The organism is Paenibacillus cookii (assembly GCF_018333375.1).
GTDB lineage: Bacteria > Bacillota > Bacilli > Paenibacillales > Paenibacillaceae > Paenibacillus_AQ > Paenibacillus_AQ cookii.
In genome coordinates this window covers 25,941-45,876 of the sequence record NZ_BORW01000019.1, presented here as the reverse complement: position 1 = coordinate 45,876, position 19,936 = coordinate 25,941, and the positions used below count along the sequence as shown (strand labels likewise).

19 protein-coding genes are annotated in these 19,936 nt (G+C 54.6%); 1 reads left to right on the top strand and 18 read right to left on the bottom strand.

Features of this window, described 5'->3' with window-relative positions:
* Positions 1 to 106 precede the first annotated feature (106 nt).
* The 8 genes from KI367_RS16715 to KI367_RS16680 all read right to left on the bottom strand — a co-directional run bounded on the left by KI367_RS16715 (position 107) and on the right by KI367_RS16680 (position 6,246).
* Positions 107 to 370, bottom strand: coding sequence for a hypothetical protein (locus KI367_RS16715; RefSeq protein WP_036712037.1), 264 nt, complete (start codon positions 368 to 370; stop codon positions 107 to 109).
* Between the two features lie 512 nt (positions 371 to 882).
* Positions 883 to 1,158 (bottom strand): LexA family transcriptional regulator, encoded by a 276-nt coding sequence (locus tag KI367_RS16710; RefSeq protein ID WP_036712035.1) that lies wholly within the window; start codon positions 1,156 to 1,158, stop codon positions 883 to 885.
* Positions 1,148 to 1,354, bottom strand: a complete 207-nt coding sequence (locus tag KI367_RS16705) for a hypothetical protein (RefSeq protein WP_036712033.1) — start codon at positions 1,352 to 1,354, stop codon at positions 1,148 to 1,150. The genes KI367_RS16710 and KI367_RS16705 overlap by 11 nt, the downstream gene beginning before the upstream one ends.
* Before the next feature lie 179 nt (positions 1,355 to 1,533).
* The gene (locus KI367_RS16700) at positions 1,534 to 1,923 is read right to left on the bottom strand and encodes a hypothetical protein (protein ID WP_212951042.1); all 390 of its coding nucleotides are present in this window, start codon (positions 1,921 to 1,923) and stop codon (positions 1,534 to 1,536) included.
* A gap of 156 nt (positions 1,924 to 2,079) precedes the next feature.
* The gene (locus KI367_RS16695; RefSeq protein WP_212951040.1) at positions 2,080 to 3,183 is read right to left on the bottom strand and encodes a Gfo/Idh/MocA family protein; all 1,104 of its coding nucleotides are present in this window, start codon (positions 3,181 to 3,183) and stop codon (positions 2,080 to 2,082) included.
* Between the two features lie 31 nt (positions 3,184 to 3,214).
* On the bottom strand, positions 3,215 to 3,934 hold the full coding sequence (locus KI367_RS16690) for a ThuA domain-containing protein (protein WP_212951039.1): 720 nt from the start codon (positions 3,932 to 3,934) through the stop codon (positions 3,215 to 3,217).
* A gap of 31 nt (positions 3,935 to 3,965) precedes the next feature.
* Complete coding sequence (locus tag KI367_RS16685) at positions 3,966 to 5,126, bottom strand: Gfo/Idh/MocA family protein (protein WP_036712030.1); 1,161 nt, start codon at positions 5,124 to 5,126, stop codon at positions 3,966 to 3,968.
* 37 nt (positions 5,127 to 5,163) lie between these two features.
* Positions 5,164 to 6,246: a LacI family DNA-binding transcriptional regulator gene (locus KI367_RS16680; protein WP_036712029.1), complete on the bottom strand. Its 1,083-nt coding sequence runs from the start codon at positions 6,244 to 6,246 to the stop codon at positions 5,164 to 5,166.
* Between the two features lie 173 nt (positions 6,247 to 6,419).
* Here KI367_RS16680 and KI367_RS16675 point away from each other — a divergent pair, with 173 nt between their 5' ends.
* The gene (locus KI367_RS16675; protein ID WP_246537021.1) at positions 6,420 to 6,908 is read left to right on the top strand and encodes a hypothetical protein; all 489 of its coding nucleotides are present in this window, start codon (positions 6,420 to 6,422) and stop codon (positions 6,906 to 6,908) included.
* Positions 6,909 to 6,937: 29 nt separating this feature from the next.
* Here the strand turns inward: KI367_RS16675 and KI367_RS16670 are convergent, their stop codons facing one another.
* The 10 genes from KI367_RS16670 to KI367_RS16625 all read right to left on the bottom strand — a co-directional run bounded on the left by KI367_RS16670 (position 6,938) and on the right by KI367_RS16625 (position 19,918).
* Positions 6,938 to 8,041 (bottom strand): DNA alkylation repair protein, encoded by a 1,104-nt coding sequence (locus KI367_RS16670; RefSeq protein ID WP_212951037.1) that lies wholly within the window; start codon positions 8,039 to 8,041, stop codon positions 6,938 to 6,940.
* Between the two features lie 284 nt (positions 8,042 to 8,325).
* Positions 8,326 to 10,032 (bottom strand): alpha-keto acid decarboxylase family protein, encoded by a 1,707-nt coding sequence (locus KI367_RS16665; RefSeq protein ID WP_212951035.1) that lies wholly within the window; start codon positions 10,030 to 10,032, stop codon positions 8,326 to 8,328.
* A gap of 25 nt (positions 10,033 to 10,057) precedes the next feature.
* Positions 10,058 to 10,522, bottom strand: a complete 465-nt coding sequence (locus KI367_RS16660; RefSeq protein WP_052147106.1) for a DUF1259 domain-containing protein — start codon at positions 10,520 to 10,522, stop codon at positions 10,058 to 10,060.
* A gap of 119 nt (positions 10,523 to 10,641) precedes the next feature.
* The gene (locus KI367_RS16655; RefSeq protein WP_212951033.1) at positions 10,642 to 13,044 is read right to left on the bottom strand and encodes a BclA C-terminal domain-containing protein; all 2,403 of its coding nucleotides are present in this window, start codon (positions 13,042 to 13,044) and stop codon (positions 10,642 to 10,644) included.
* Positions 13,045 to 13,224: 180 nt separating this feature from the next.
* Positions 13,225 to 15,138, bottom strand: coding sequence for a threonine--tRNA ligase (gene thrS / locus KI367_RS16650; RefSeq protein ID WP_212951031.1), 1,914 nt, complete (start codon positions 15,136 to 15,138; stop codon positions 13,225 to 13,227).
* Positions 15,139 to 15,653: 515 nt separating this feature from the next.
* Positions 15,654 to 15,995 carry a DUF1801 domain-containing protein gene (locus tag KI367_RS16645; RefSeq protein ID WP_212951029.1) on the bottom strand — a complete coding sequence of 114 codons (342 nt, stop codon included), beginning with the start codon at positions 15,993 to 15,995 and terminating at the stop codon, positions 15,654 to 15,656.
* An 87-nt stretch (positions 15,996 to 16,082) separates the two neighbouring features.
* Entirely contained in the window at positions 16,083 to 16,499 is a 417-nt protein-coding gene (locus KI367_RS16640) for a YciI family protein (protein WP_212951027.1), read from the bottom strand.
* 123 nt (positions 16,500 to 16,622) lie between these two features.
* Positions 16,623 to 17,876, bottom strand: a complete 1,254-nt coding sequence (locus tag KI367_RS16635) for an RNA polymerase sigma factor (protein ID WP_212951025.1) — start codon at positions 17,874 to 17,876, stop codon at positions 16,623 to 16,625.
* On the bottom strand, positions 17,873 to 18,286 hold the full coding sequence (locus KI367_RS16630) for a YciI family protein (protein WP_212951023.1): 414 nt from the start codon (positions 18,284 to 18,286) through the stop codon (positions 17,873 to 17,875). Before KI367_RS16630 ends, KI367_RS16635 begins: the two co-directional genes overlap by 4 nt.
* Before the next feature lie 354 nt (positions 18,287 to 18,640).
* Positions 18,641 to 19,918 carry a Gfo/Idh/MocA family protein gene (locus tag KI367_RS16625; RefSeq protein WP_212951021.1) on the bottom strand — a complete coding sequence of 426 codons (1,278 nt, stop codon included), beginning with the start codon at positions 19,916 to 19,918 and terminating at the stop codon, positions 18,641 to 18,643.
* Positions 19,919 to 19,936 lie beyond the last annotated feature (18 nt).

Sequence of the window (19,936 nt, the reverse complement as noted above, 5' to 3'; positions counted from 1 at the left end):
ATCTCTCCCGTTTCTCTGTCTTCTATGCCCTCCATAAATAAAACCAACTCCATACGGAGTCGGTTTCAGAGAGTTATATGAATGGCCATTCGATGTTATTATTCGATCAAACCAAGGAATTTTCCTTCTTGACGCGGCTTTTCTTCATGGCACCGAACAACGCGATCACGCCGTACATCGGAATCACGAAATAGAACACCAGCGCCATATAAAACAGTCCGTCCGGTCCCGGATTCAGGCTGAATGCGGTGACAAGCCCGGCAAGCAAAACGGCGTTTATGATGCTCGCGATCAATATTTCATGTTTTTTCCCAAACATAACGACTCCAATCATCGCTGCGGTGAACAATGCAAGAATCAACGTGGTCATGGAACATTCCCCCTCGGTAACGGTGATGCTTTATCATACGCAATGACGCCGCATCCATTCACAATTTAGACACAATTAGGTTATCTCCAAGATACCACATTTAAACACCGATGAAAAGGCTTTCAATAAAAAATAGGCGATTTGGATCAAAAAAATTCATTGGCCCTTTTCTTCATGCCAACGTATCATTCTCCAAACTCCGTCCGCTTCTTGCCTCCACGTTTCCAGAGAGAGGGCCCTGACGACCTTGGCGCCATTTATGTACGTTATGGCATCTCCTCGTACTCCCCCGCGGCAAAACGGTTATGCAATTCCTGCAGCCGGTATATTTGAGCGGCAACTTCGGATTCCATACTCATAAAGATCATCCTCCTGTTTGGATATTTTTTGCAGTATAACCTATTTCTCGCCCTTGATGCGCCGAATGCTTCCATTTTCCCGGCAGCACAAAAAAACCGGGCACGGGGAACCATGAGCGGTCTTTCGCCGTACCGGCGGCCCGTTTCCGCCAACTAATATTGCGTCCAGTAATCCAAGCTGCTCGTTGCGTTTTTTTGGCGCGCTGGAAGGCCATCTTCCCAGCCTTTAAGAATCAGAACCGATTGGGTGCGCTGTTTGTCTTCCCAAACAATAAACCCTTGATTTTCCAAGGAAGCAAGCGCACGAGCGATGTCCTGCCGGCTTCTCCCCGTTTTGATGATGAGTTCCCGCATGGAAGGCATTCTCCGCCGCCCGCTGGAATAGTTGTAAAAAATCCGGAGTATTTTCCGTTCGATGTCAGCAAGCACTGCGGCGATCCCCTCCGGCCGGCTTCCATGCCAAAATGTTCTCCACCCGAAAGGTTCGCGGTTCCCCCGTTTGCAGGCAGGTCGCGCGAACGAGCGGGCCGCGAATGCCCTTCACCTCGATTTTGCGCTGCGTGATGTTTCCGGCTCGGTCGATATACACGATTTCCAGACATTGACCGACGTATTTTTGCGGCATGAATATCCCCCCAAACAAGAACTTTTGTTCTTATTATATGCGAACGTATATTCGGTATTCAATGTTAAAAAATACAAATTGGAAGGAGGGCAGCGGATGTTGACGCATCGGACGTTCATAAAACGAACCAAAAAAGAAAGCTCCCTTCCGGGAGCCTCAGGGGTTATGCGAATAGGTCATTATTTCAGCAATCCTACCAGAGGCATAATCGAACGCATGACATTCATGCCGATTTGGATGGTGGGAATGATTTTGCCGATGAAGCCGAACATTCCCGTTCCGCTTCCATCCGTTTCTTCCGATCTGTTCAGACTGGCGGATGGCGCGGACCGGCTGGATCCCCCGCCGAACAGAAGACTTAATATGCCGGATACATGGGCCTTGTTCCTGTTCTCCAAAATCGCCGCCGTTCGCTGCGGATCGGCCCATACTCCGCTAAGGACGAGGCCGCTGCGGTCTTGTTTCTTCACCGTGCCGATATAGCTGCTGCCGTCCTTCAACACGACAAGCACCGGTTTTCCCGTCCATTTGGACGAGCGCCGTCTCTGTTTCTTCTTTTTAACAGGCATCGATTTCACCTCGGGCAGTCATTTTCAAGAATCGTCTGTCATTGACCTTGCAGGTAATAGTGTATTCTAGGTTTCTACGATATTCTTGTGTTTTTTGCCATAGATTACGATGCCTGGCCTGGTGGCCCGCCCGCGCGGAAAAAAAAGCGCGATGGATTAATCCATCACGCCGTAGGGAAGATGTTGCGGAATCGGTTCGGGACGTTCGCAGCTACTTTTCATGATGTAATATCGGTCCTGCTCGGAAGAGTCGTGGAAGGCGTGCATCGCTTCAAGAACATGGAAGCCCAAATCGCCGCTCACCCGGTTTTTTCTGCCGCTTTTCAGCGCATAAACCATATCAAGCACGCCGATCCCCCGCGAATTCCCGGTATAGCCGTGGGACAGCGGGATTTCCTTCCACTCCTGGCTGTCATGGCGCTTGAGCGTGACCGGCCCGCCGAACGTATTCGGATCCGGAACGACAAGCGTTCCCTGGCTTCCGTAAATTTCGATGCAAGGCAGCCGGCTCCCGCCAAACACGTCAAAGGACGTAATCATCGTACCGATCGCCCCGCCGTGGAAATCGAGTACGCCCGCGACATGGGTCGCCGTCTCCACCGGGATCGTTTGCCCGAATTTTTTGGCGCTGGTGATTGTCCGCTCAGGATAGGAGATCTTTGCCATGCCGGCTATGCGTTTGATCGGACCCAACATGGCGACCAAGGCCGTCAGGTAATACGGTCCCATATCGAACATCGGCCCCCCGCCTTTGGCGTAATAAAACTCGGGATCCGGATGCCAATGTTCATGCCCTCTCCCCATCATAAACGCCGTTGCGGCCACGGGCGTGCCGATCCAGCCATCCGCAATAAGCTTGATGCAGGTTTGAATGCCTCCGCCAAGGAACGTGTCCGGGGCGCTGCCGACGAGAAGCCCTTTTTCTTCGGCTTTAGCCAAAATGGCTTGCCCTTCTTCGCGGGTAACGGCCAGCGGTTTTTCGACGTACACATGCTTCCCGGCTTCCAAAATATCCAGGCATACCTGACCGTGGGCAGCCGGAATCGTAAGGTTGACGACCAGCTCGATCTCCGGATCCGCAAGCAATTCGGCAACCGTGCAGCCCTTGGCGATTCCGAACCGCTCGGCTTTTTCCTTGGCCCGGCCAAGATCCAAATCCGCGCAGGCGGTGACTTCAACCGCCGGGAACGTTTTTAAATTCTCAAAATAGATGGAGCTGATATTTCCGCATCCGATAATGCCGACATTCATTTTCTTCATGATGATGAACGCTCTCCATTCCTATAAAAATTTATACCTGGCTGTCCATCATGCCGGTATACCCGCTTCCCGCACGCTGACCCGCCGCCTTCGCTTTGCCTTCCGCCGCCCACAGCATGCCTCTGCGCATGATTTCCTTCACCGGCGGGAGCTCGAGCACGTTCGCCTGATGCCCGAGCGAGCAATAGAACACCCGTCCGAGCCCCCACCGTTTGGTCCATGCGACAGGCATATCAACGGATTTGTTATACACGTGAGGCCCGTCGGCAACCGGGAACCGGGTCGTTGCCAGCACTTCGACCGCCGGGTCGACATGGAGGTAATACTGCTCGGTGGACACGTCAAAATCTTCGATCCCCTCCACGATCGGACTCGACGTATTGGCAATGTGGATACGGTGAGGGGTCCCGTCGTTTCCGGGATGGGCCACCCAGTTGCCGCCGGTCATAAACTGCCAGTCGACGTTGTTGCGGAAGGCGTCGCACATGCCGCCGTGGCAGCCTGCGAGACCGACTCCGTTCTGAACGGCTTCGGACACGCGGTTAACCCGTTCCTGGCTGATTTCGCCCATCGTCCATACGGGGATGATCAGGTCAAGCGTTTTCAATTTTTCGCCATCGTCGAAAGCCGCCAGCGTATCGGAAACTTCGACTTCATATCCTTCCCCTTCCAAAATGCCGCGGAATAAGGCCGATACTTCCTCGGGTTGATGGCCTAACCAGCCTCCCCAAACGATTAGCGCTTTTTTCATGTCAACATCTCCTTAGGCTTAAGCTTATATTTTAAAGCTCCTCGGTGCGCACCCATCTTCTCTCCGCGATCGACAAATCGACGGCTTCAAGCACCTGCTGGCATTTCACGCCGTCCGCAAAATTCGGAACGGGCTGCCGGTCTTCGCGGATCGCCTGAAGCAGCTCGACCGTTTCATGGATGAACGTATGTTCGAACCCGATGGTATGTCCCGGCGGCCACCAGGCTTCGGCATAAGCGTGCGCGGGATCGGTCGCCAGAACGCGGCGGAAGCCCTGCACGTCTTCGGCATCCTCCGTGAAATAAACCTGCAGTTCGTTCATCCGTTCGAAATCGAATTTCAAGCTGCCTTTGCTTCCGTTGATCTCGAAGGAATTCGTGCAGCGGTGGCCGGCGGCAAACCGGGTCGCTTCAAAGCTTCCCAATGCGCCGTTGGCGAATTTCGCCAGGAACAAGGTCGCATCGTCCACGGTGACCGGGCCTTTTTCGTCCGATTGGTTGCCCTTGGCGCTTAAACCGCTCATGGAGCCCGGCAGCGGCCGTTCTTTGATAAACGTCTCGCTCATCCCGATGACTTCCTCGATGTCGCCCACAAGGAAGTGGGCCATGTCGATGATATGCGCCCCCAAATCCCCATGGGAACCGGAACCGGCGATATCTTTCTGGAGGCGCCATACGAGCGGAAATTCCGGATCGATGATCCAGTCCTGCAAAAACCAGCCGCGGAAATGATAAATTTGTCCCAGACGCCCTTCCTGGATCAGTTTGCGGGCAAGCTGCACGGCGGGGGCAAATCGATAGTTGAATCCGACCATATGTTTGACCCCTGCCGCTTCGGCTGCCGCCAGCATCTCCCGGGAATCCTCGAGGGTCAGCGCTAGCGGTTTCTCGCAGAGCAAATGTTTTCCTGCTTTTGCCGCTTCGAGGGCGATTTCTTTGTGCATATCGCTTGGAGCATTGATATCGATGAGGTCGATGTCATCCCGTCCGATCAGCTCTTTCCAGTCCGTGACGTATTCCTTCCAACCGAACTGTTTTGCGGCTTGGGATACCCCTTCCGCGTCGCGGCCGCAAATCGCCTGCATGACGGGATGAACGACGTCCGGGAAAAACATCGGAATGTCGCGGTATGCATGGCTATGCGCCTTCCCCATAAATTTGTAGCCTACCATTCCTACTCGAATCTGCTGCATTGAATACGCCTCCTTTTCATATGCACCCTATTCATACCTATGCTTGGCTCCTTGCGCTCGATGATCGAACGACAAGCCGGGTTGCCATTTGATATAAATGACCGCTGATATGATTTACCCCTTCCCCGAATTCCGACACAGCCTCGTCCGCATTTTCCGTAAGCAAAAGCTTGGCGGCAAGCGCCCCCATCCGGTAAAAAGGGACGGCCACGCTCGTCAACGGCGGATCTGTGATCCGGGCGCCATCCGAATCGTCATAACCGACGATGGCGATGTCTTTGCCGGGTATAACGCCCAGTTCCCGAAAGCCTTGAATAAGCCCGATGCCCATCCGGTCATTCGCGGCAAAAACGGCATCGATGCTATCGAGATGGCGGGCGAAACGAAAGGCGGCCTCATATCCGCTCGTCCGGCTGTAATTGCCCGTTTCAAGCCATTTGGCGGGGATCGCTTTATCCGGATCATACCCGGGATTGAAAATGCCGGCTTCCGTCATCGCGCGTACGTATCCCTTAAGACGGTCGGCGCTGTTCGAATATCCGGGCGGACCGTTCAGGAACGCGATGCGGCGGTAACCCTCGTCAAGCAGATGCTTCACCGCTTCATAGGCGCCTTGTTCATGATCCGCATCCACTTCAAGAAACTCTTCGCCGGCAAAATGCTGGTTTACCAAACAAAACGGATGGTTCGCCTCCTTCAGCGCCCTTAGCGCTTTCCGCTCCTCCGGCGTATCCGTCGTTCCCAAAAGGATGCACGCGTCGATCTTTTGCGATCGAAACAGCTCCGTGTAACCGTTGTCATCGCCGGGTTTGCGAAAAATCAGCAGCATATCGTAACCAAGCTCGCGAACCTGTTCCCCGATCCCGCTCAAAATCTCCGAAAAATAATACGTTGAAAAAATATGTACCTTCGGCACATAAGGAAGCACGACGCCGAGATTGCCGCTTTTTCTGCGGGCAAAGCTTTGGGCGATGGCATTGGGGTAATATCCCAACGTCTCGGCCGCCTTCAGCACTTTCAGCCTCGTTTCTTCCTTGATCGGACCCACCCGGTTGAACACGCGGGAAACCGTTGCTTCCGATACGCCCGCCATGTCCGCAACCGCTTTTCGTGTGACGATACGGCATCACCCCCTGCATTCCACAAACAAGTTGTTGATAGTGAATCAAGCTGAAAAACTTTAATGTACGCGCGTACATTATCTCGTATTTTTTTCCAAATTGTCAAGGGAATTGTTTTCAATCGCAACAACCATAATGTTTGCACCGTCTGTTTCTTAAAGGAGGGGTGCACATGATCAAAATGCCCATTACGCTCTTCATATTGCTCTCCCTATTGGGATGTTCGATCCAGGCCAACAACGGAGGCAAGACGACCGTTCGCGAATTGACCGGGGGCCAGCCCCCCAAAGCCTCGATACAAATCGGGGAGCAACTCCACGAGACCAAACTCGGCACCTACTGCTGGTCCTCCAAAAACACTAGCACGTGCATAGACGCGGTCGGTCCGGCCGAACTCCTAAAAAACAAAAAGCCGGTCAAGGTAAGACCCGGCGCCGAAATCAAATTTGTGATGGATTACGAACCCCTTCCGAACAAAATCCACCTGGAGCAAATTTCGGAAGGCAAGAACACGGAGATTGCCGTGAAAGAAAATACCTTCCGAGCTCCGACTCAAAAAGGAACCTACTATTTTTCATACGGGGTCTGGTGGATGGATGAAAAACGGGAGCATGTTTCCCTTGGGGACGCTTTTTATGTTTTTGCATTGGAAGTCATCTAAATGCTTTGGCCCTTTCGTTTCAATCCTAGTCAGGCCTTGAGCCATAGAGTGTCTTCCGCGACCTCCTCGCCATTGACGACCAGCACGATGCGATGCTCCCCCGGATAATGGCGCCTTGTCGTCAAATCGGACCAGCCGTGCTTGCGCCGCCCTGTCAGCTTCGAGCCGCCGGGGACGGTTTTGTCCGACAGGAGGAACAACTTGCGTGAGGTTTGTCCGTTGGCTTTCACGAAATAAATGCCATATTCGATCCTTAAGCGCGCGTCGGTTCCTTCCCGAATGGAAAGCTCATAATGAATCATGCTGTGGTCCCCAATGGATATTTTCTTGGGCTCGACCGCAAGCACAGCCGACTGCACAAGCGCGTTTCCCTCGCTGCTGCCGGAATAGCCAAACAGCCTCATGATGTCCGGCTCCGCTTTCCGGATCAACGTCCGGCAGGCATGCCTGACAATCCAATCGGTATCCGGATGGTTCCCGAGCCACGCTTTGGCCAGCCGAATCACGATGTCAGGATGGTCTTTGGCGATATCGTTCAAATTGTTGGCCACGCTCTTGCGGACATAAAGCGACGGATCTTCCTTCAGCCGCTCCAACACCGGCAGCACGGGGGAAGGATCCTTTTTGAATGGCGCAAGCGCTTGTCCCCACGGCAGACGGGGTCTGCAGCCTTCGCTCGCCAAACGTCTGACATGTTCGTTCGGATGTTGCGACCATATCAGCATTTGGTTCATCATCCGCTGCGGATCGCGCAAAATGAACGGTCTGACCGCAAATTCGGACGAGGAACGCTGCGTGAACCGCTCCAACGCCCCCATCGAAAGATCCCAATGTTGCGGATCCTGCCCGTACACTTCGACATAGTCGGGAAAAAACAGGTACGGAAACCCGGTACAATCCTCATCGATCGAAAACAACACCTCCAACGCAGCCGGATAAGACGAAGGCAAAAATTCGCCCAAAACGGTCGCGATTCGGCGGATTCTCGCCTTTAGCTCCAGTCCCTCCCAAGCATCGTCCATGATTGTTGCAACAAAGTCCTCGGCCTGAAAGGCCGGATATGCGGATCTGACCTTCCCGGCGAAATCCCCTAAAAACTCCCGATCGTACATCGCTTTTAACGCTTCAGCCAAATTTTTCTCCCCCGTCGTTCAAAGGTTCCGCAAAATGCGAACACCCGTTTTCGTTTACTATAGCAAGAAACGAAACGGGTGTACAGTTTTGATCCATATAGATTGAACTAAAGTTTGCATTGAACCTTCCTGTTCAAAGAACCCGATGCGGCCCTATAACCTTCATTACTTTTATTCATTCTATATATAGATTTGAATTAAAGTAAGTCACATCTTTGAAACGGATAGTCCCTGTGGATCAAGGAATGACAAGTAAAAACTTTAATTCATTCTATATAAGTGAATTATTTTTTCAGTTTTTCCTGCTGCTCCAAATAGTCGCGCATCTTGCGCATGTAGTCCGGAGCATCCATCGGGTCGCCCGCCATCAGCTCGATGATGCACATTTTGCCGGCGCATTCCTTTTCCGCGCGGGAGATCGCGTCATCCAGCTCTTGATTGGTCCGAACCGTTACGGCATAAGCTTCCCCGCCGAAGGCTTCCGCAAGCTTCGTATAGGACCAGTTCGGGATGTTGTTATAGGTTTGGTTTTCGGTCTTTGCGTTCAAATATTTTTCGATGGTATATCCGTCATTGTTCAGCACGAAAATGATCGGCTTGCAGCCGTAATACAGCATGGAACTGATTTCCTGGGCCGTGAGCTGCAAGGAGCCGTCGCCCGTGAAAAGCAGGACCCTGCGCGAAGGGGCCGCAATGCATGCTCCATAGGCTGCAGGCGTGGCGTAACCGATCGATTGCCATGCTCCCTGGCCGATAAACAGCGTGTTGACCGGGAGCGAAACCTGACTCATGCCGTAATAAAATGTTCCCGTTTCCGCAATCACGATATCCCCTTCTTTGAGCATCCGTTGAAACCGGGGATAGTAGGAAGCCGCCTGAAGCGAATCATCCGGATTGCCTGTAACGGCGTCGTACGGTCCGGGCCCTTTGGTTGGCGTTCCCGGCTGTTTCCACCCGATGTTTTGCAAAGCGAGCAACAGATCCTCCGCCTTCACGTTGGGATATTCCGCCAGACCCGCTTTAACCTTCGAGGGTTGAATGTCTATAAGCCGGAGCGGGTCCAGTTTGGCCGTAAAATTCGCGGTATTGCCGTCCGCCTCCACAAAGCCGGCTGCGATGACGCAATCCGCGCTTTCCACAAGGCTGCGGACGTCCTGACGGCCGAAGGCTCCTCCATACATGCCCATAAAAAGCGGATGCGATTCGTCGAACGCGCTTTTGCCGTACAACGTGGAAACTACCGGCAAATTCAGCGATTCCGCAAGTTTGCGTACGTATGGCTCCCAATGGAACCTCATCGTTTTGACGTCCACTAAAAGGATTGCGTTTTGCGCCTGCATCAACATCCTGGTGATGTGTTCGACGGCGGTCTGCAGCGCTTCGGGACTCGAATTGGTTGACGCCGGGCTGGCTTCTTGGCGCATAACCACCGGCTTGGCGACCAAATCGTCGGCAACGACGAGATACACCGGTTGCTTTTTTTCCTTGGCGATCCGGATGGCATTCGGGATTTCCAGCATGGCATTTTCGGGCGTCAGTACGGCCGTATAGGCCGTGATTTGTTCATACATCTTGCGGAATACGTCATAATTGCCGTCCATTAACGTATGATGCATCAGCTTGTGCTGCTTCTGTGCCGCATCCGGCGGCGAGCCGACGATATGGATCACGGGCACATGCTCGCTGCAGGCGCCGGCAACGGCGTTGCAGGCGCTCATTTCGCCGACGCCAAACGTGGTGACGAGCGCGGACAATCCTCTGATTCTCGCATAAGCATCCGCCGCGTATCCGGAGTTCAGCTCATTTCGTCCGTTAATGAATAGCAGTCCGGCGTACCGTTCGATCGCATCCAGCAGAGAGAAATTATAGTCTCCGGGCACGCCGAAAATGTCGGTCAGTCCCTCCTGTTTCAAACAGTCCAAAAGATATTCACCCAACGTTTTCGGCCGCATTGGTTCCAGATTTTGGTTGTTAAGCTCTTGTTGTGCCATCGGCGATTTTAGGCTCCTTCCTTTTTTAGTGTCCGGCAGCCGCGTTAATCGCTTCTTTCACCGTCCTGGCCAGCGATTCGGCATCCCCCAGCGCTTGGAAGTGCAGAAACAGGATACGCGGCTCTTCGCCGATGAGGTGGTTATGTAGGGCGGATATGTTGATGTTCCCTTTGCGAAGCGCATCGATGACGGGATTCACCTCGTTGCCGAGAAGCGCAAACTCCCCGATCACCGCCGTTTTATCGCCTACCTTTTCAAAATTCGCGCCGAATGAAAGTTCGATTTCTTCCGGAGATAACGGCACTCCCAAGTTTGAAACCTTGATACTTTTGCGGTGAATCCCCAATTTGCACAAGCCGTTTTCATGCTTCAATTCCGTGTTAAAAACTTTGTCGAATACTTGGCAATCTGGCGCTTCAGCCCCCAAGACGGTGCCCGACGGGACGAGCAGCAAAAATGCAGCAGCCATGAACCCAAAGATTTTTTTCATCTTGTCCATTCCTCCAAGTTTGGGATTTTAGCTTATTGTTTTACGAAAAAGCGCAAAAAATCCCTATTGCTTTTGGCAATAAGGATTTTTTTCTTTTTGCCTGATTCCCTCAGGGAGGGTCAACTTAATCGTATGATCGTAACATTGGTCGGCGTGGTGGTCGTAAGCGTTGCGGTTGCAAGCACACCGAACAGCTGAATGCTTATGGTTGCCCCTGCAGGAACAGGCGTAATCACGTTTGTTTGGAAGGAAGTCGTGCCGACTGCGGGCGATATCGTTGAGGCCGGTGCGGCGCTTCCGTTGATTAGTATGCGGGAACTGACCAGCAAAGAAACGTTCAAGTTGACCGAATATGAAATATAATAGTTTCCTGCATTGGCGACGGTAAATGTATTATTGGCCGCATTTATCGTGATGCCTGGTCCGAAATCCTGCGCGTTTGGGAACGATACGTTTGTTCCGCCTAAAACTACAGCGATGACGGTGCCGGACGTATTGGCCGCAAATGCGTGATTTTCGGTCACGCTGGTCCCTGTCGCACCCGTGGTGCCTGTGGCTCCTGTGGCTCCCGTCGCACCCGTTGCTCCCGTAGCGCCTGTAGCGCCTGTTGGCCCGGTTGCTCCTGTAGAACCTGTCGCTCCCGTTGCTCCTGTGGCTCCTGTAGCACCTGTTGGCCCGGTTGCGCCTGTCTCGCCCGTGGCGCCTGTTGCTCCTGTAGCTCCCGTCGCCCCTGTCGCTCCCGTTGCTCCTGTGTCGCCTGTCGCTCCTGTGGCTCCTGTTGCACCTGTCTCGCCCGTCGCACCCGTCGCTCCCGTGGCTCCTGTTGCGCCTGTCGCTCCTGTATCACCTGTTGGCCCGGTTGCGCCTGTCTCGCCCGTTGCACCCGTCGCTCCTGTTGCTCCTGTTGCACCTGTGTCGCCTGTCACTCCGGTGGCACCTGTTGGCCCGGTTGCGCCTGTCTCGCCCGTTGCACCCGTCGCTCCTGTTGCACCCGTTGGCCCGGTTGCTCCTGTATCACCTGTCGCACCAGTGGCACCTGTGTCGCCTGTCGCTCCTGTAGCTCCCGTTGCGCCCGTTGCCCCTGTTGCGCCTGTCTCGCCCGTTGCACCCGTCGCTCCTGTAGCACCTGTTGGCCCGGTTGCACCTGTGTCGCCCGTCGCTCCTGTAGCTCCTGTAGCTCCCGTCGCTCCCGTTGCTCCCGTTGCACCTGTCGCTCCGGTTGCTCCCGTTGCTCCGGTTGGCCCGGTTGCGCCTGTCTCGCCCGTTGCACCCGTCGCTCCTGTAGCACCTGTTGGCCCGGTTGCTCCTTTATCACCTGTCGCTCCGGTGGCACCTGTCTCGCCCGTCGCACCCGTCGCTCCCGTGGCTCCTGTTGCGCCTGTCGCTCCGGTGGCACCTGTTGGCCCGGTTGCGCCTGTCTCGCCCGTGGCGCCCGTCGCTCCTGTAGCACCTGTTGGCCCGGTTGCGCCTGTCTCGCCCGTGGCGCCTGTGGCTCCTGTTGCGCCTGTCGCTCCTGTAGCACCTGTTGGCCCGGTTGCGCCCGTCGCACCGGTTGCACCTGTTGCACCTGTTGCACCTGTCGCTCCCGTTGCGCCCGTTGCCCCTGTAGCTCCTGTCGCACCTGTGTCGCCTGTCGCTCCTGTTGCTCCCGTCGTACCCGTTGCACCTGTGTCGCCTGTCGCTCCCGTCGCTCCTGTCGCACCGGTGGGACCCGTCGCTCCTGTAACTCCCGGCTCTCCCATAGCGCCTGTCGGGCCGACAACGCCGGCCGCTCCCGTAGGTCCCGCGGCTCCTGCTTCACCCGTCGCTCCCGCTGCAGCCAGAAGCGTATAATCGGGCGAACTTCCCGGTATGCCTGCCGGCGATGCCACGTTAGCGATATACGTACTTCCATGAAAAGTAACGATTTGTCCCTGCGGATAAAACCGGCTCTGTTCAGGATCAAACGGCAGAATCCCGTTGAACCCCGCTCCTGTCGGCCCCGGCGGGCCGGTCGCACCAACTTGGCCGGGATCGCCTGCCGGCCCGGGTGGGCCAGGAGGACCCGGTGGCCCGGGCGGACCAGATACGCCGATTCCCCCTGGCGTTCCGGTGCCCCCAAGCGCGACCGAGGACAGAACGTCGGATATCGAACGCTGGATTTTCCTGATCAGATCGACCAACGTATCTTTGATATTCCGCGAGACATGAAGCAGCAGGATCGTGGATAAAAGGTCATCCAGATTCTCCTGGAGGTTAATCAGAATCCCTGCTCCTGAGACCGGCACCGCCTCACACATCGTAATCGCCAGTTCAAGCGTCGATTGCAGGCGGGCTTTGTCTCTGACGGGAAAATCGGAATCCGTAACAAAGATTTGAAGAAGCTTTAGCACGTCCTTCAAAGCCGCAACCGATACCGGATTTTGCCTGAGCAGCGCAGGAGGGACCGTTTGAAGCAGGCGCAGCAAGAGACCGATGAGCTTTTCGGTCTGCTGCCGGGTAATCGGAATGACGCCGAACTCTTCATTTTCATCCATACTCATTCATCCCCCCTTTACGATCGATGCTCCAATAGCTTGTACGTTCCATGCAGGGTATTTCGAGGCGTTTATAACCAAACGTTACTCCACCCTATGCCGTTTGCCCGGAAAGGGTGACTCCCCTTTTTCCCGGCACAACCAAAAAAACGCTCCCCCACATGACGTGAAGGAGCGGTGAAATCCTTATTTTTTTGCAGCGATTTCTTCATTAATAATAGAGATGATCTCCGGGATGCTTTTTGCTCCCAGGTCGCCTGCTTCCCTTTTCCGCACGGACACACCGCCGGAATTTTTTTCGTTTTCGCCGAGAACGAGCATGTAAGGGACCTTCATCATTTCGGCTTCCCGGATTTTGTACCCCAACTTTTCGTTCCGGATATCGATTTCGACCCGAATACCGGCCTCTTCAAGCGATTTTTTGACCGCAAAAGCGTAATCGGCGTAGTTCTCCGACACGGGCAGCAGCTTCGCGTGAACGGGGGACAACCACAACGGGAAGGCTCCGGCATAATGCTCCGTCAGCATGCCCATGAACCGGTCGATCGAGCCGTACACCGCACGGTGAATGACGACCGGGCAATGTTTCTCGCCGTCTTCGCCGATGTAAGCGAGATCGTATTTTCGGGGCATTTGGAAATCCAGCTGAATCGTGCCGCACTGCCAGCTCCGCTTGAGCGCGTCCAAAATGTGAAAATCGATTTTCGGCCCGTAAAACGCGCCGTCCCCCTCATTGATGCGGTAATCGATGCCGCGGCGGTCCAACACGTTTTGCAGCGCCCGCTCCGCTTCTTCCCAGAGCTCATCCGAACCCATCGAGTCTTCCGGACGCGTCGACAGCTCGATTTTGTATTCAAAGCCGAACACTTGATACATGTTGTCGATCAGTTCGATGATGCTGCCGATTTCTTCTTCGATCTGGCTCGGGAGCACGAACAGATGCGCGTCGTCCTGGCAAAACGTCCGTACCCGCAGCATGCCGTTGAGCGCTCCCGAGAATTCATGCCGGTGCACCTGGCCGAACTCCGAAATGCGCAGCGGCAGATCGCGGTAGGAACGGAGCTTGTTTTTGAAAATCAGCATATGTCCCGGGCAGTTCATCGGCTTCAGCGCATATTTCGTGTCGTCGACGTTCGTGAAGTACATGTTGTCTTTGTAATGATCCCAGTGTCCCGATTGTTCCCACACCCGCTGGTTCATCATAAGCGGCGTCCGGACTTCGTCGTAGCCCCTTTTCCCCTGCATTTCCCTTGCGAAGTTTTCAAGCTCCGTGCGGATCGTCATCCCTTTCGGCAGGAAAAACGGCATGCCCGGCGCTTCCTCCGAAAACATGAACAGCTCCAGCTGCTTGCCCAGCTTGCGGTGATCGCGTTTTTTGGCCTCCTCAAGAAAATGAAGATGCTCTTCCAGCTGTGATTGCTTCGGAAATGCCGTTCCGTATATGCGCTGCAGCATCTTGTTGTCGGAATTTCCGCGCCAGTAGGCGCCCGATACGTTCAGCAGCTTGAATGCCTTGATTCGGCCCGTGGATGGCAGATGAGGCCCGCGGCATAAGTCGAAAAATTCTCCTTGGTCGTAAATCGAAATGACCGCATCTTCCGGCAGATCGCGGATCAGCTCCAGCTTCAGCGGATCTTCGAGTTTTTCAAAGATTCCGACGGCTTCCTCGCGGCTAACCTCCCGGCGGACGATCGGCAGATTTTCCCGGGCAATGTTCTCCATTTCCTTTTCGATCGCGGCCAGGTCATCCGGCGTTAAAGGCTTCTCGATATCGATGTCGTAGTAGAATCCGTCTTCGATGACCGGACCGATGCCGAGTTTGACCGCCTTTTCGCCATACAGCCGTTTGATCGCCTGCGCCATCAGATGCGCCGTGCTGTGACGGTAGATCTCAAGCCCGTCCCGACTGTCCAGGGTGACGATTTCCACCCGTCCGTCCGCTTCGAGCGCATGGCTCAGGTCGACGGGCTTGCCGTCGATTTTGCCTGCGATCGCGTTTTTCTTTAGCCCGATGCTGATCGATCCGGCGATTTGTTCCACCGTGGTGCCTTGCGGATACCTCCTTATCGAACCGTCTGGCAGCGTTACTTGAATCTCCATTGTTCTGACCTCCATTCCTTTGAATTGGTTTACGTTTGGTGACTTCAAAACTCCATTTATGAACGCAAAAAAACGCATCTCATCCTCAAGGGACGAGTGCGTTCATCTCGTGGTTCCACCCTAATTCAACCTGCCGTCAACCAGCCTCGGCCGCAGGCCAAAGTTGAAATTGCAGGTTCTCATTGGAATCCGTTAACGGGGATCAGGCGGTGCCGCTTACTGCCGCTCCGTGATGCAAAAGCGGGTTCAACGCCACAGCTACAAAGGGGTAACTTCATGCCGTTTTCAGGAGAAGCTTTCAGCCGGAACCTCTCTCTCTGGGCAGCTCGTGCAGGAAGTCATGTCTTTGATCAAAGCCAAATGTTGAATTATGGCTATAATCAAATCATAGACCAAAATAAATGTCAAGCCCTTGTTTTTCGTTGCTCCCAAATGAAAAGCACCGCAGTCCATCTGCGATGCGTCGTTCATGTCATCTATGTGTCATATGTCGGGACAGCCTGCCGAGTAGCGCTTTACAAAGCCGAGGAAGCTTGGCCTACCCAGGCTTGCAGCTGTTCCGGATCAAAGCCTTGGCCTTGGCGGAGCTTCATCGTTTTCCGTTCCGGCGGACCGTCAAAAACGCCTTCCGGAAGGTCAAGTTCAGTCGCATTAAAAATCGTAAAACTGACGGCATCCTTCGAAGTCGAAATGACCGCCGCATATTTCCCGTTTTTCAAAAAATGGGGCTTTTTGTATTGGATCCGCTCCTGCACGTCCGGAATGGCCTGACGAACAACCTCGCGCAGCCCGGCTGCCAATTCCTTTTGCCACGGTTCCTTGATGGCATCAATAAAATCCGATACTTCCTGGCTCATATCATCTTCTCCTTTGCTTCGGGAATGTAAGTCCGTTCGGACCCTGTTCGTGCACTGAATTAGGATGGTTACATAAGCCCGGGGATTTTAAATGTGCTCCCTCAAGTTTGTTTCCATCGCCATGATGTTAGGATCATGATAGGTTTCTTCCTGATCCGACAGCTGACGCAGCTCAATCTCCGCTTCGCCCCGGCCTTTTGGAACGGGAGCCTTTTTCGCCCACTCCAAGGCCTCCTCGATGGAATGAGCTTCGAGCATGATGAAGCTTTCCATCAGCCCGCTCTCCGCGGAAAACGGACCCGCAGCTGTGCTTGTTGCTTCGCCGTCCGGCGATAACGTGATCCGAAACCCGCCGGAGCTTGGAAGCAGCGACTCGTCGGCAAGCAGCATGCCTGCATTGGCCAAGGATTTGGCATATGCTTCCCGCCGGGCCGCAAAATGCGGATCGCATTTCACGCCCGCTTCCGAAAATGCCGTCGATTTGAATATCAATACATATCTCATCGGTTCGCTCCTTCAAGCAGAGGTTGGATTTGGCGACTTCCTGCCTTTGTCTCTGCCTTTACTTAAGCGACGAACGAGAAAGCGGCTAATCGACGGACGGATCGAAAAATTAAAAAAAGATTTTCAATGGATGCATTCGGATGCCCGGGCGAGCAAAAGATCCCGCTCGCGGCTGTTCTTCGCCAAAGCTGCAGCCCGCTCAAATTCTAGCCGCGCTTCCTCAAAGCGGTCCAATTTGAACAACAGATCGCCGCGAACGCTGGGTAAAAGATGATATTCCGAAAGGGCCTCCTCTTCCGTGATCGCATCGACGATCTGAAGCCCGTATAGCGGCCCAAAGGCCATCGCGACCGCCACCGCCCGGTTCAATTCCACGATGGGCGAGGGCAGAACACGCGACAAAGCTTCATACAATGCGGAAATTCGGACCCAATCCGTGTCCGCAGGCGTCACGGCCTGTGCGTGGCAAGCCGCAATGGCCGCCTGAAGCGCATAAGGGCCGAGCGGCTTTCCCAGCTGCCGGCAGCGATTGAGGGCGGCCAGTCCGCGGCGGATCAGCAGTCGATCCCATTGGGCCCGGTTTTGATCCATGAGCAGGATCGGCTCCCCGTCCGCTCCCACCCGCGTTTTCAGCCGGGAGGCCTGAATTTCCATCAGCGCCGCGAGCCCGTGCACTTCGGGTTCATCCGGCGCAATCTCCGCCAGGACGCGGCCGAGCCTTAATGCTTCCTGGCAAAGAAGGGGACGGACCCAATGTTCGCCCGCGGTTGCCGAATAACCTTCGTTAAACATTAAATACATGACCTCAAGCACCGTGCCGAGGCGCTCCTTCAGCTCTGCGCCGACGGGTACCTCGAACGGGACCTTTTTGGCGCTGAGGGTCCGTTTCGCCCGAACGATCCGCTGCGCGATCGTTGCTTCGGCAACCAGAAAGGCGCGGGCGATTTCGTCCGTCGTCAGGCCGCACAACAGCCGGAGCGTAAGCGCCACCCGTGCATCCTGGGACAATACCGGATGGCATGTCATGAAGATGAGGCGCAGGAGATCGTCACCGATCTCCCCGTCCAGCTGACGATCCATGTCCTCTTCCGTATACCATTCGGCGCTGCGGGTTAACTCTTCGTATTTTTGGTCTCGAAGCTTGTTTCTTCGCAGCAGGTCGATCGCGCGCCGTTTGGCCGTCGTCATGAGCCACGCTCCCGGATTGTCGGGGATGCCCGTTTCCGGCCACCGCTCAAGCGCGATCACGAGCGCATCCTGGGCCAAATCTTCCGCCAACCCTACATCGCGTACCATACGCGTTAAACCGGCGATTAGTTTGGGTGATTCGATCCGCCAAATGGCGTCGATCGTACGCCCCGCGTCAGAAAAGCTCACAGTCTAAATTGCCCCTTTATTTTTTCTTGCTTATTTTCATCCGAAGACAATTCTTCCGGATCAAAGATTTGCCTAAGTTCAATCTCTGCTTGTCCGCCTCCATGCGGATCGGGCATGCGCAACGCCCACTCGATCGCTTCCTCCCGCGACTTCACTTCGATCAGCGTAAAGCCGGCGATGATTTCCTTGGCTTCCGTGAACGGGCCGTCCACTACCTTCGGTTTGCCTCCCGGCTCCGGATACGAAATCCGAATGCCGCTCGAACTAGGCTGCAGCCCGTCCGCCGCAAGAAGCACCCCCGCTTTCGCCAGCTCCTCGTTGTACCTCAGCATGGCATCGAGCAGCTCCTGGCTTGGCTTGACGCCCGCTTCCGAATCCGTTGTTCCTTTGACGATCATCATAAAACGCATGTTTTTTCCTCCCGGGTATGTGATAAGCGGGCCGATTACCGTTTCATTCCATCCGCTTGGGGCGGCCCTCTATAAGGACAACGAATGAAAGACGTGCAAATCGACGCATCAAACGATTTTTTTCAAAAAAATCATTGGACGCTTCAGTTTTCAAAGCGTTTTATTTATTTCGAGCAAATAGGACTGTTTCCTGCATCTCCCTCTGCTATCTGTTCCTAAAAAGTTCCGGATAACCGGATGAAGGTCATTTGGCGTAAAGTCCTTCTTCTCCTTCTTCCTTTGACACGGACGCTCCTAGCCAATGCAAAAAAACCTGCCGAACGCTTCATGCTCGGCAGGTTTCGATCTAATAATTTAATTCGCTTCTTCTTTTGCCCGGTACCTTTCCTTAAACTCCTGCAGACCGATGATCGTCCCTTCGACCCGGGATCGTTCCGCGGCGAATGCCATCAAATGGCTTTGAACCGAGGCATCGGCCGACGTCAAGCCTTGGCTTGCGCCGTTTGTGCGCACGAGCTTCAGAAAATTCTTCACGAGGCGCAGATCGCCGCCGCCATGTCCGACGTGGCCGCCCATGTCTTCAAAGGAGATGCGTTCGACCTTCCCGCTGCCGAAATGGATGATTTCGATTTCGTTTTTCTCCATCGCTCCGCGGATTTCGCCTGTCGTCCCCATCAGCTTGATCGTGCGGCTGATATCTCTCGTGAACGCGCTCATCGTAAAAGCGGCCGTCACCCCGCTCGCAAACTCCAAATTCACGACCTGATGATCGACGACGTCGTTGTCGCAGTGGTACACGCATCTGCCATACGGCCCTTCCTCCAACGCTTTGTAGCGGGCGGCGTAGCTCATATCGTCGCTGATCGCCGACGTCGGCCAATTCGTGTCCTCCGTCAAATAGATATTGGGCGCATAATACAGGCACTCATCCGCAACCGGACATCCGTCCAGGCATCGCAGCGGAGCCCCCTCCGGCGCTTCCGAAGCCGTGAAATGGCTCAGCGAACCGAAGGAAGAAACCTTGACGCAATCCGAACCCGCAAGCCACAGCAAAATGTCCAGATCGTGGCAGGATTTGGCCAAAATCATCGGGCTGGACTCGTCCTTCCGCCGCCAATTGCCCCGCACGAAACTATGCGCCTGATGCCAATACCCCACGTTTTCATTGTGCTGAATCGACATCAACCTGCCGATCGCGCCTTTATCGAGGAGCTCTTTGAGCGTGCTGAAAAACGGCGTGTACCGCAGGACGTGGCAAATCGAAAACACGAGTCCGGCCTTGGAAGCCATTTCGCCCATCCGAATGCATTCTTCCGGATCAGGCGACATCGGCTTTTCCAATAACACGTGGTATCCCGCCTGCAGCGCCTTCATCGTCGGCTCGAAATGCTGTTTGTCCTGGGTGCAGATCAGCACCGCATCCGCGAGCTTCGGTTTCGCGAGCAAATCGTCCCAATGCTCGAAGCACATCTCCTCTGCCAGACCATGCCTTTTTTTGAAGTTTTCCCTCCGCTGACGGACGGGCTCCGCGACCGCAACGACCTCCAGCTCGGCAGGATGCTGCAGCGCATAGTCCATGTAGTTGATGCCGCGAAGGCCCGCCCCGATTAATGCAACTCTAACCTTTTTCATCCGATAACTCCGCTCCTT

Coding starts and splice junctions, on each gene's coding strand:
- KI367_RS16695 (WP_212951040.1), bottom strand. CDS start 3,183: ATGAAGAAAATGAATGTCGGCATTATCGGATGCGGAAATATCAGCTCC.
- KI367_RS16675 (WP_246537021.1), top strand. CDS start 6,420: ATGATCAAAATGCCCATTACGCTCTTCATATTGCTCTCCCTATTGGGA.
- KI367_RS16640 (WP_212951027.1), bottom strand. CDS start 16,499: ATGAGATATGTATTGATATTCAAATCGACGGCATTTTCGGAAGCGGGC.
- KI367_RS16705 (WP_036712033.1), bottom strand. CDS start 1,354: ATGCCGCAAAAATACGTCGGTCAATGTCTGGAAATCGTGTATATCGAC.
- KI367_RS16660 (WP_052147106.1), bottom strand. CDS start 10,522: ATGAAAAAAATCTTTGGGTTCATGGCTGCTGCATTTTTGCTGCTCGTC.
- KI367_RS16690 (WP_212951039.1), bottom strand. CDS start 3,934: ATGAAAAAAGCGCTAATCGTTTGGGGAGGCTGGTTAGGCCATCAACCC.
- thrS (WP_212951031.1), bottom strand. CDS start 15,138: ATGGAGATTCAAGTAACGCTGCCAGACGGTTCGATAAGGAGGTATCCG.
- KI367_RS16700 (WP_212951042.1), bottom strand. CDS start 1,923: ATGCCTGTTAAAAAGAAGAAACAGAGACGGCGCTCGTCCAAATGGACG.
- KI367_RS16715 (WP_036712037.1), bottom strand. CDS start 370: ATGACCACGTTGATTCTTGCATTGTTCACCGCAGCGATGATTGGAGTC.
- KI367_RS16630 (WP_212951023.1), bottom strand. CDS start 18,286: ATGCGTTTTATGATGATCGTCAAAGGAACAACGGATTCGGAAGCGGGC.
- KI367_RS16665 (WP_212951035.1), bottom strand. CDS start 10,032: ATGGCACAACAAGAGCTTAACAACCAAAATCTGGAACCAATGCGGCCG.
- KI367_RS16685 (WP_036712030.1), bottom strand. CDS start 5,126: ATGCAGCAGATTCGAGTAGGAATGGTAGGCTACAAATTTATGGGGAAG.
- KI367_RS16645 (WP_212951029.1), bottom strand. CDS start 15,995: ATGAGCCAGGAAGTATCGGATTTTATTGATGCCATCAAGGAACCGTGG.
- KI367_RS16655 (WP_212951033.1), bottom strand. CDS start 13,044: ATGAGTATGGATGAAAATGAAGAGTTCGGCGTCATTCCGATTACCCGG.
- KI367_RS16625 (WP_212951021.1), bottom strand. CDS start 19,918: ATGAAAAAGGTTAGAGTTGCATTAATCGGGGCGGGCCTTCGCGGCATC.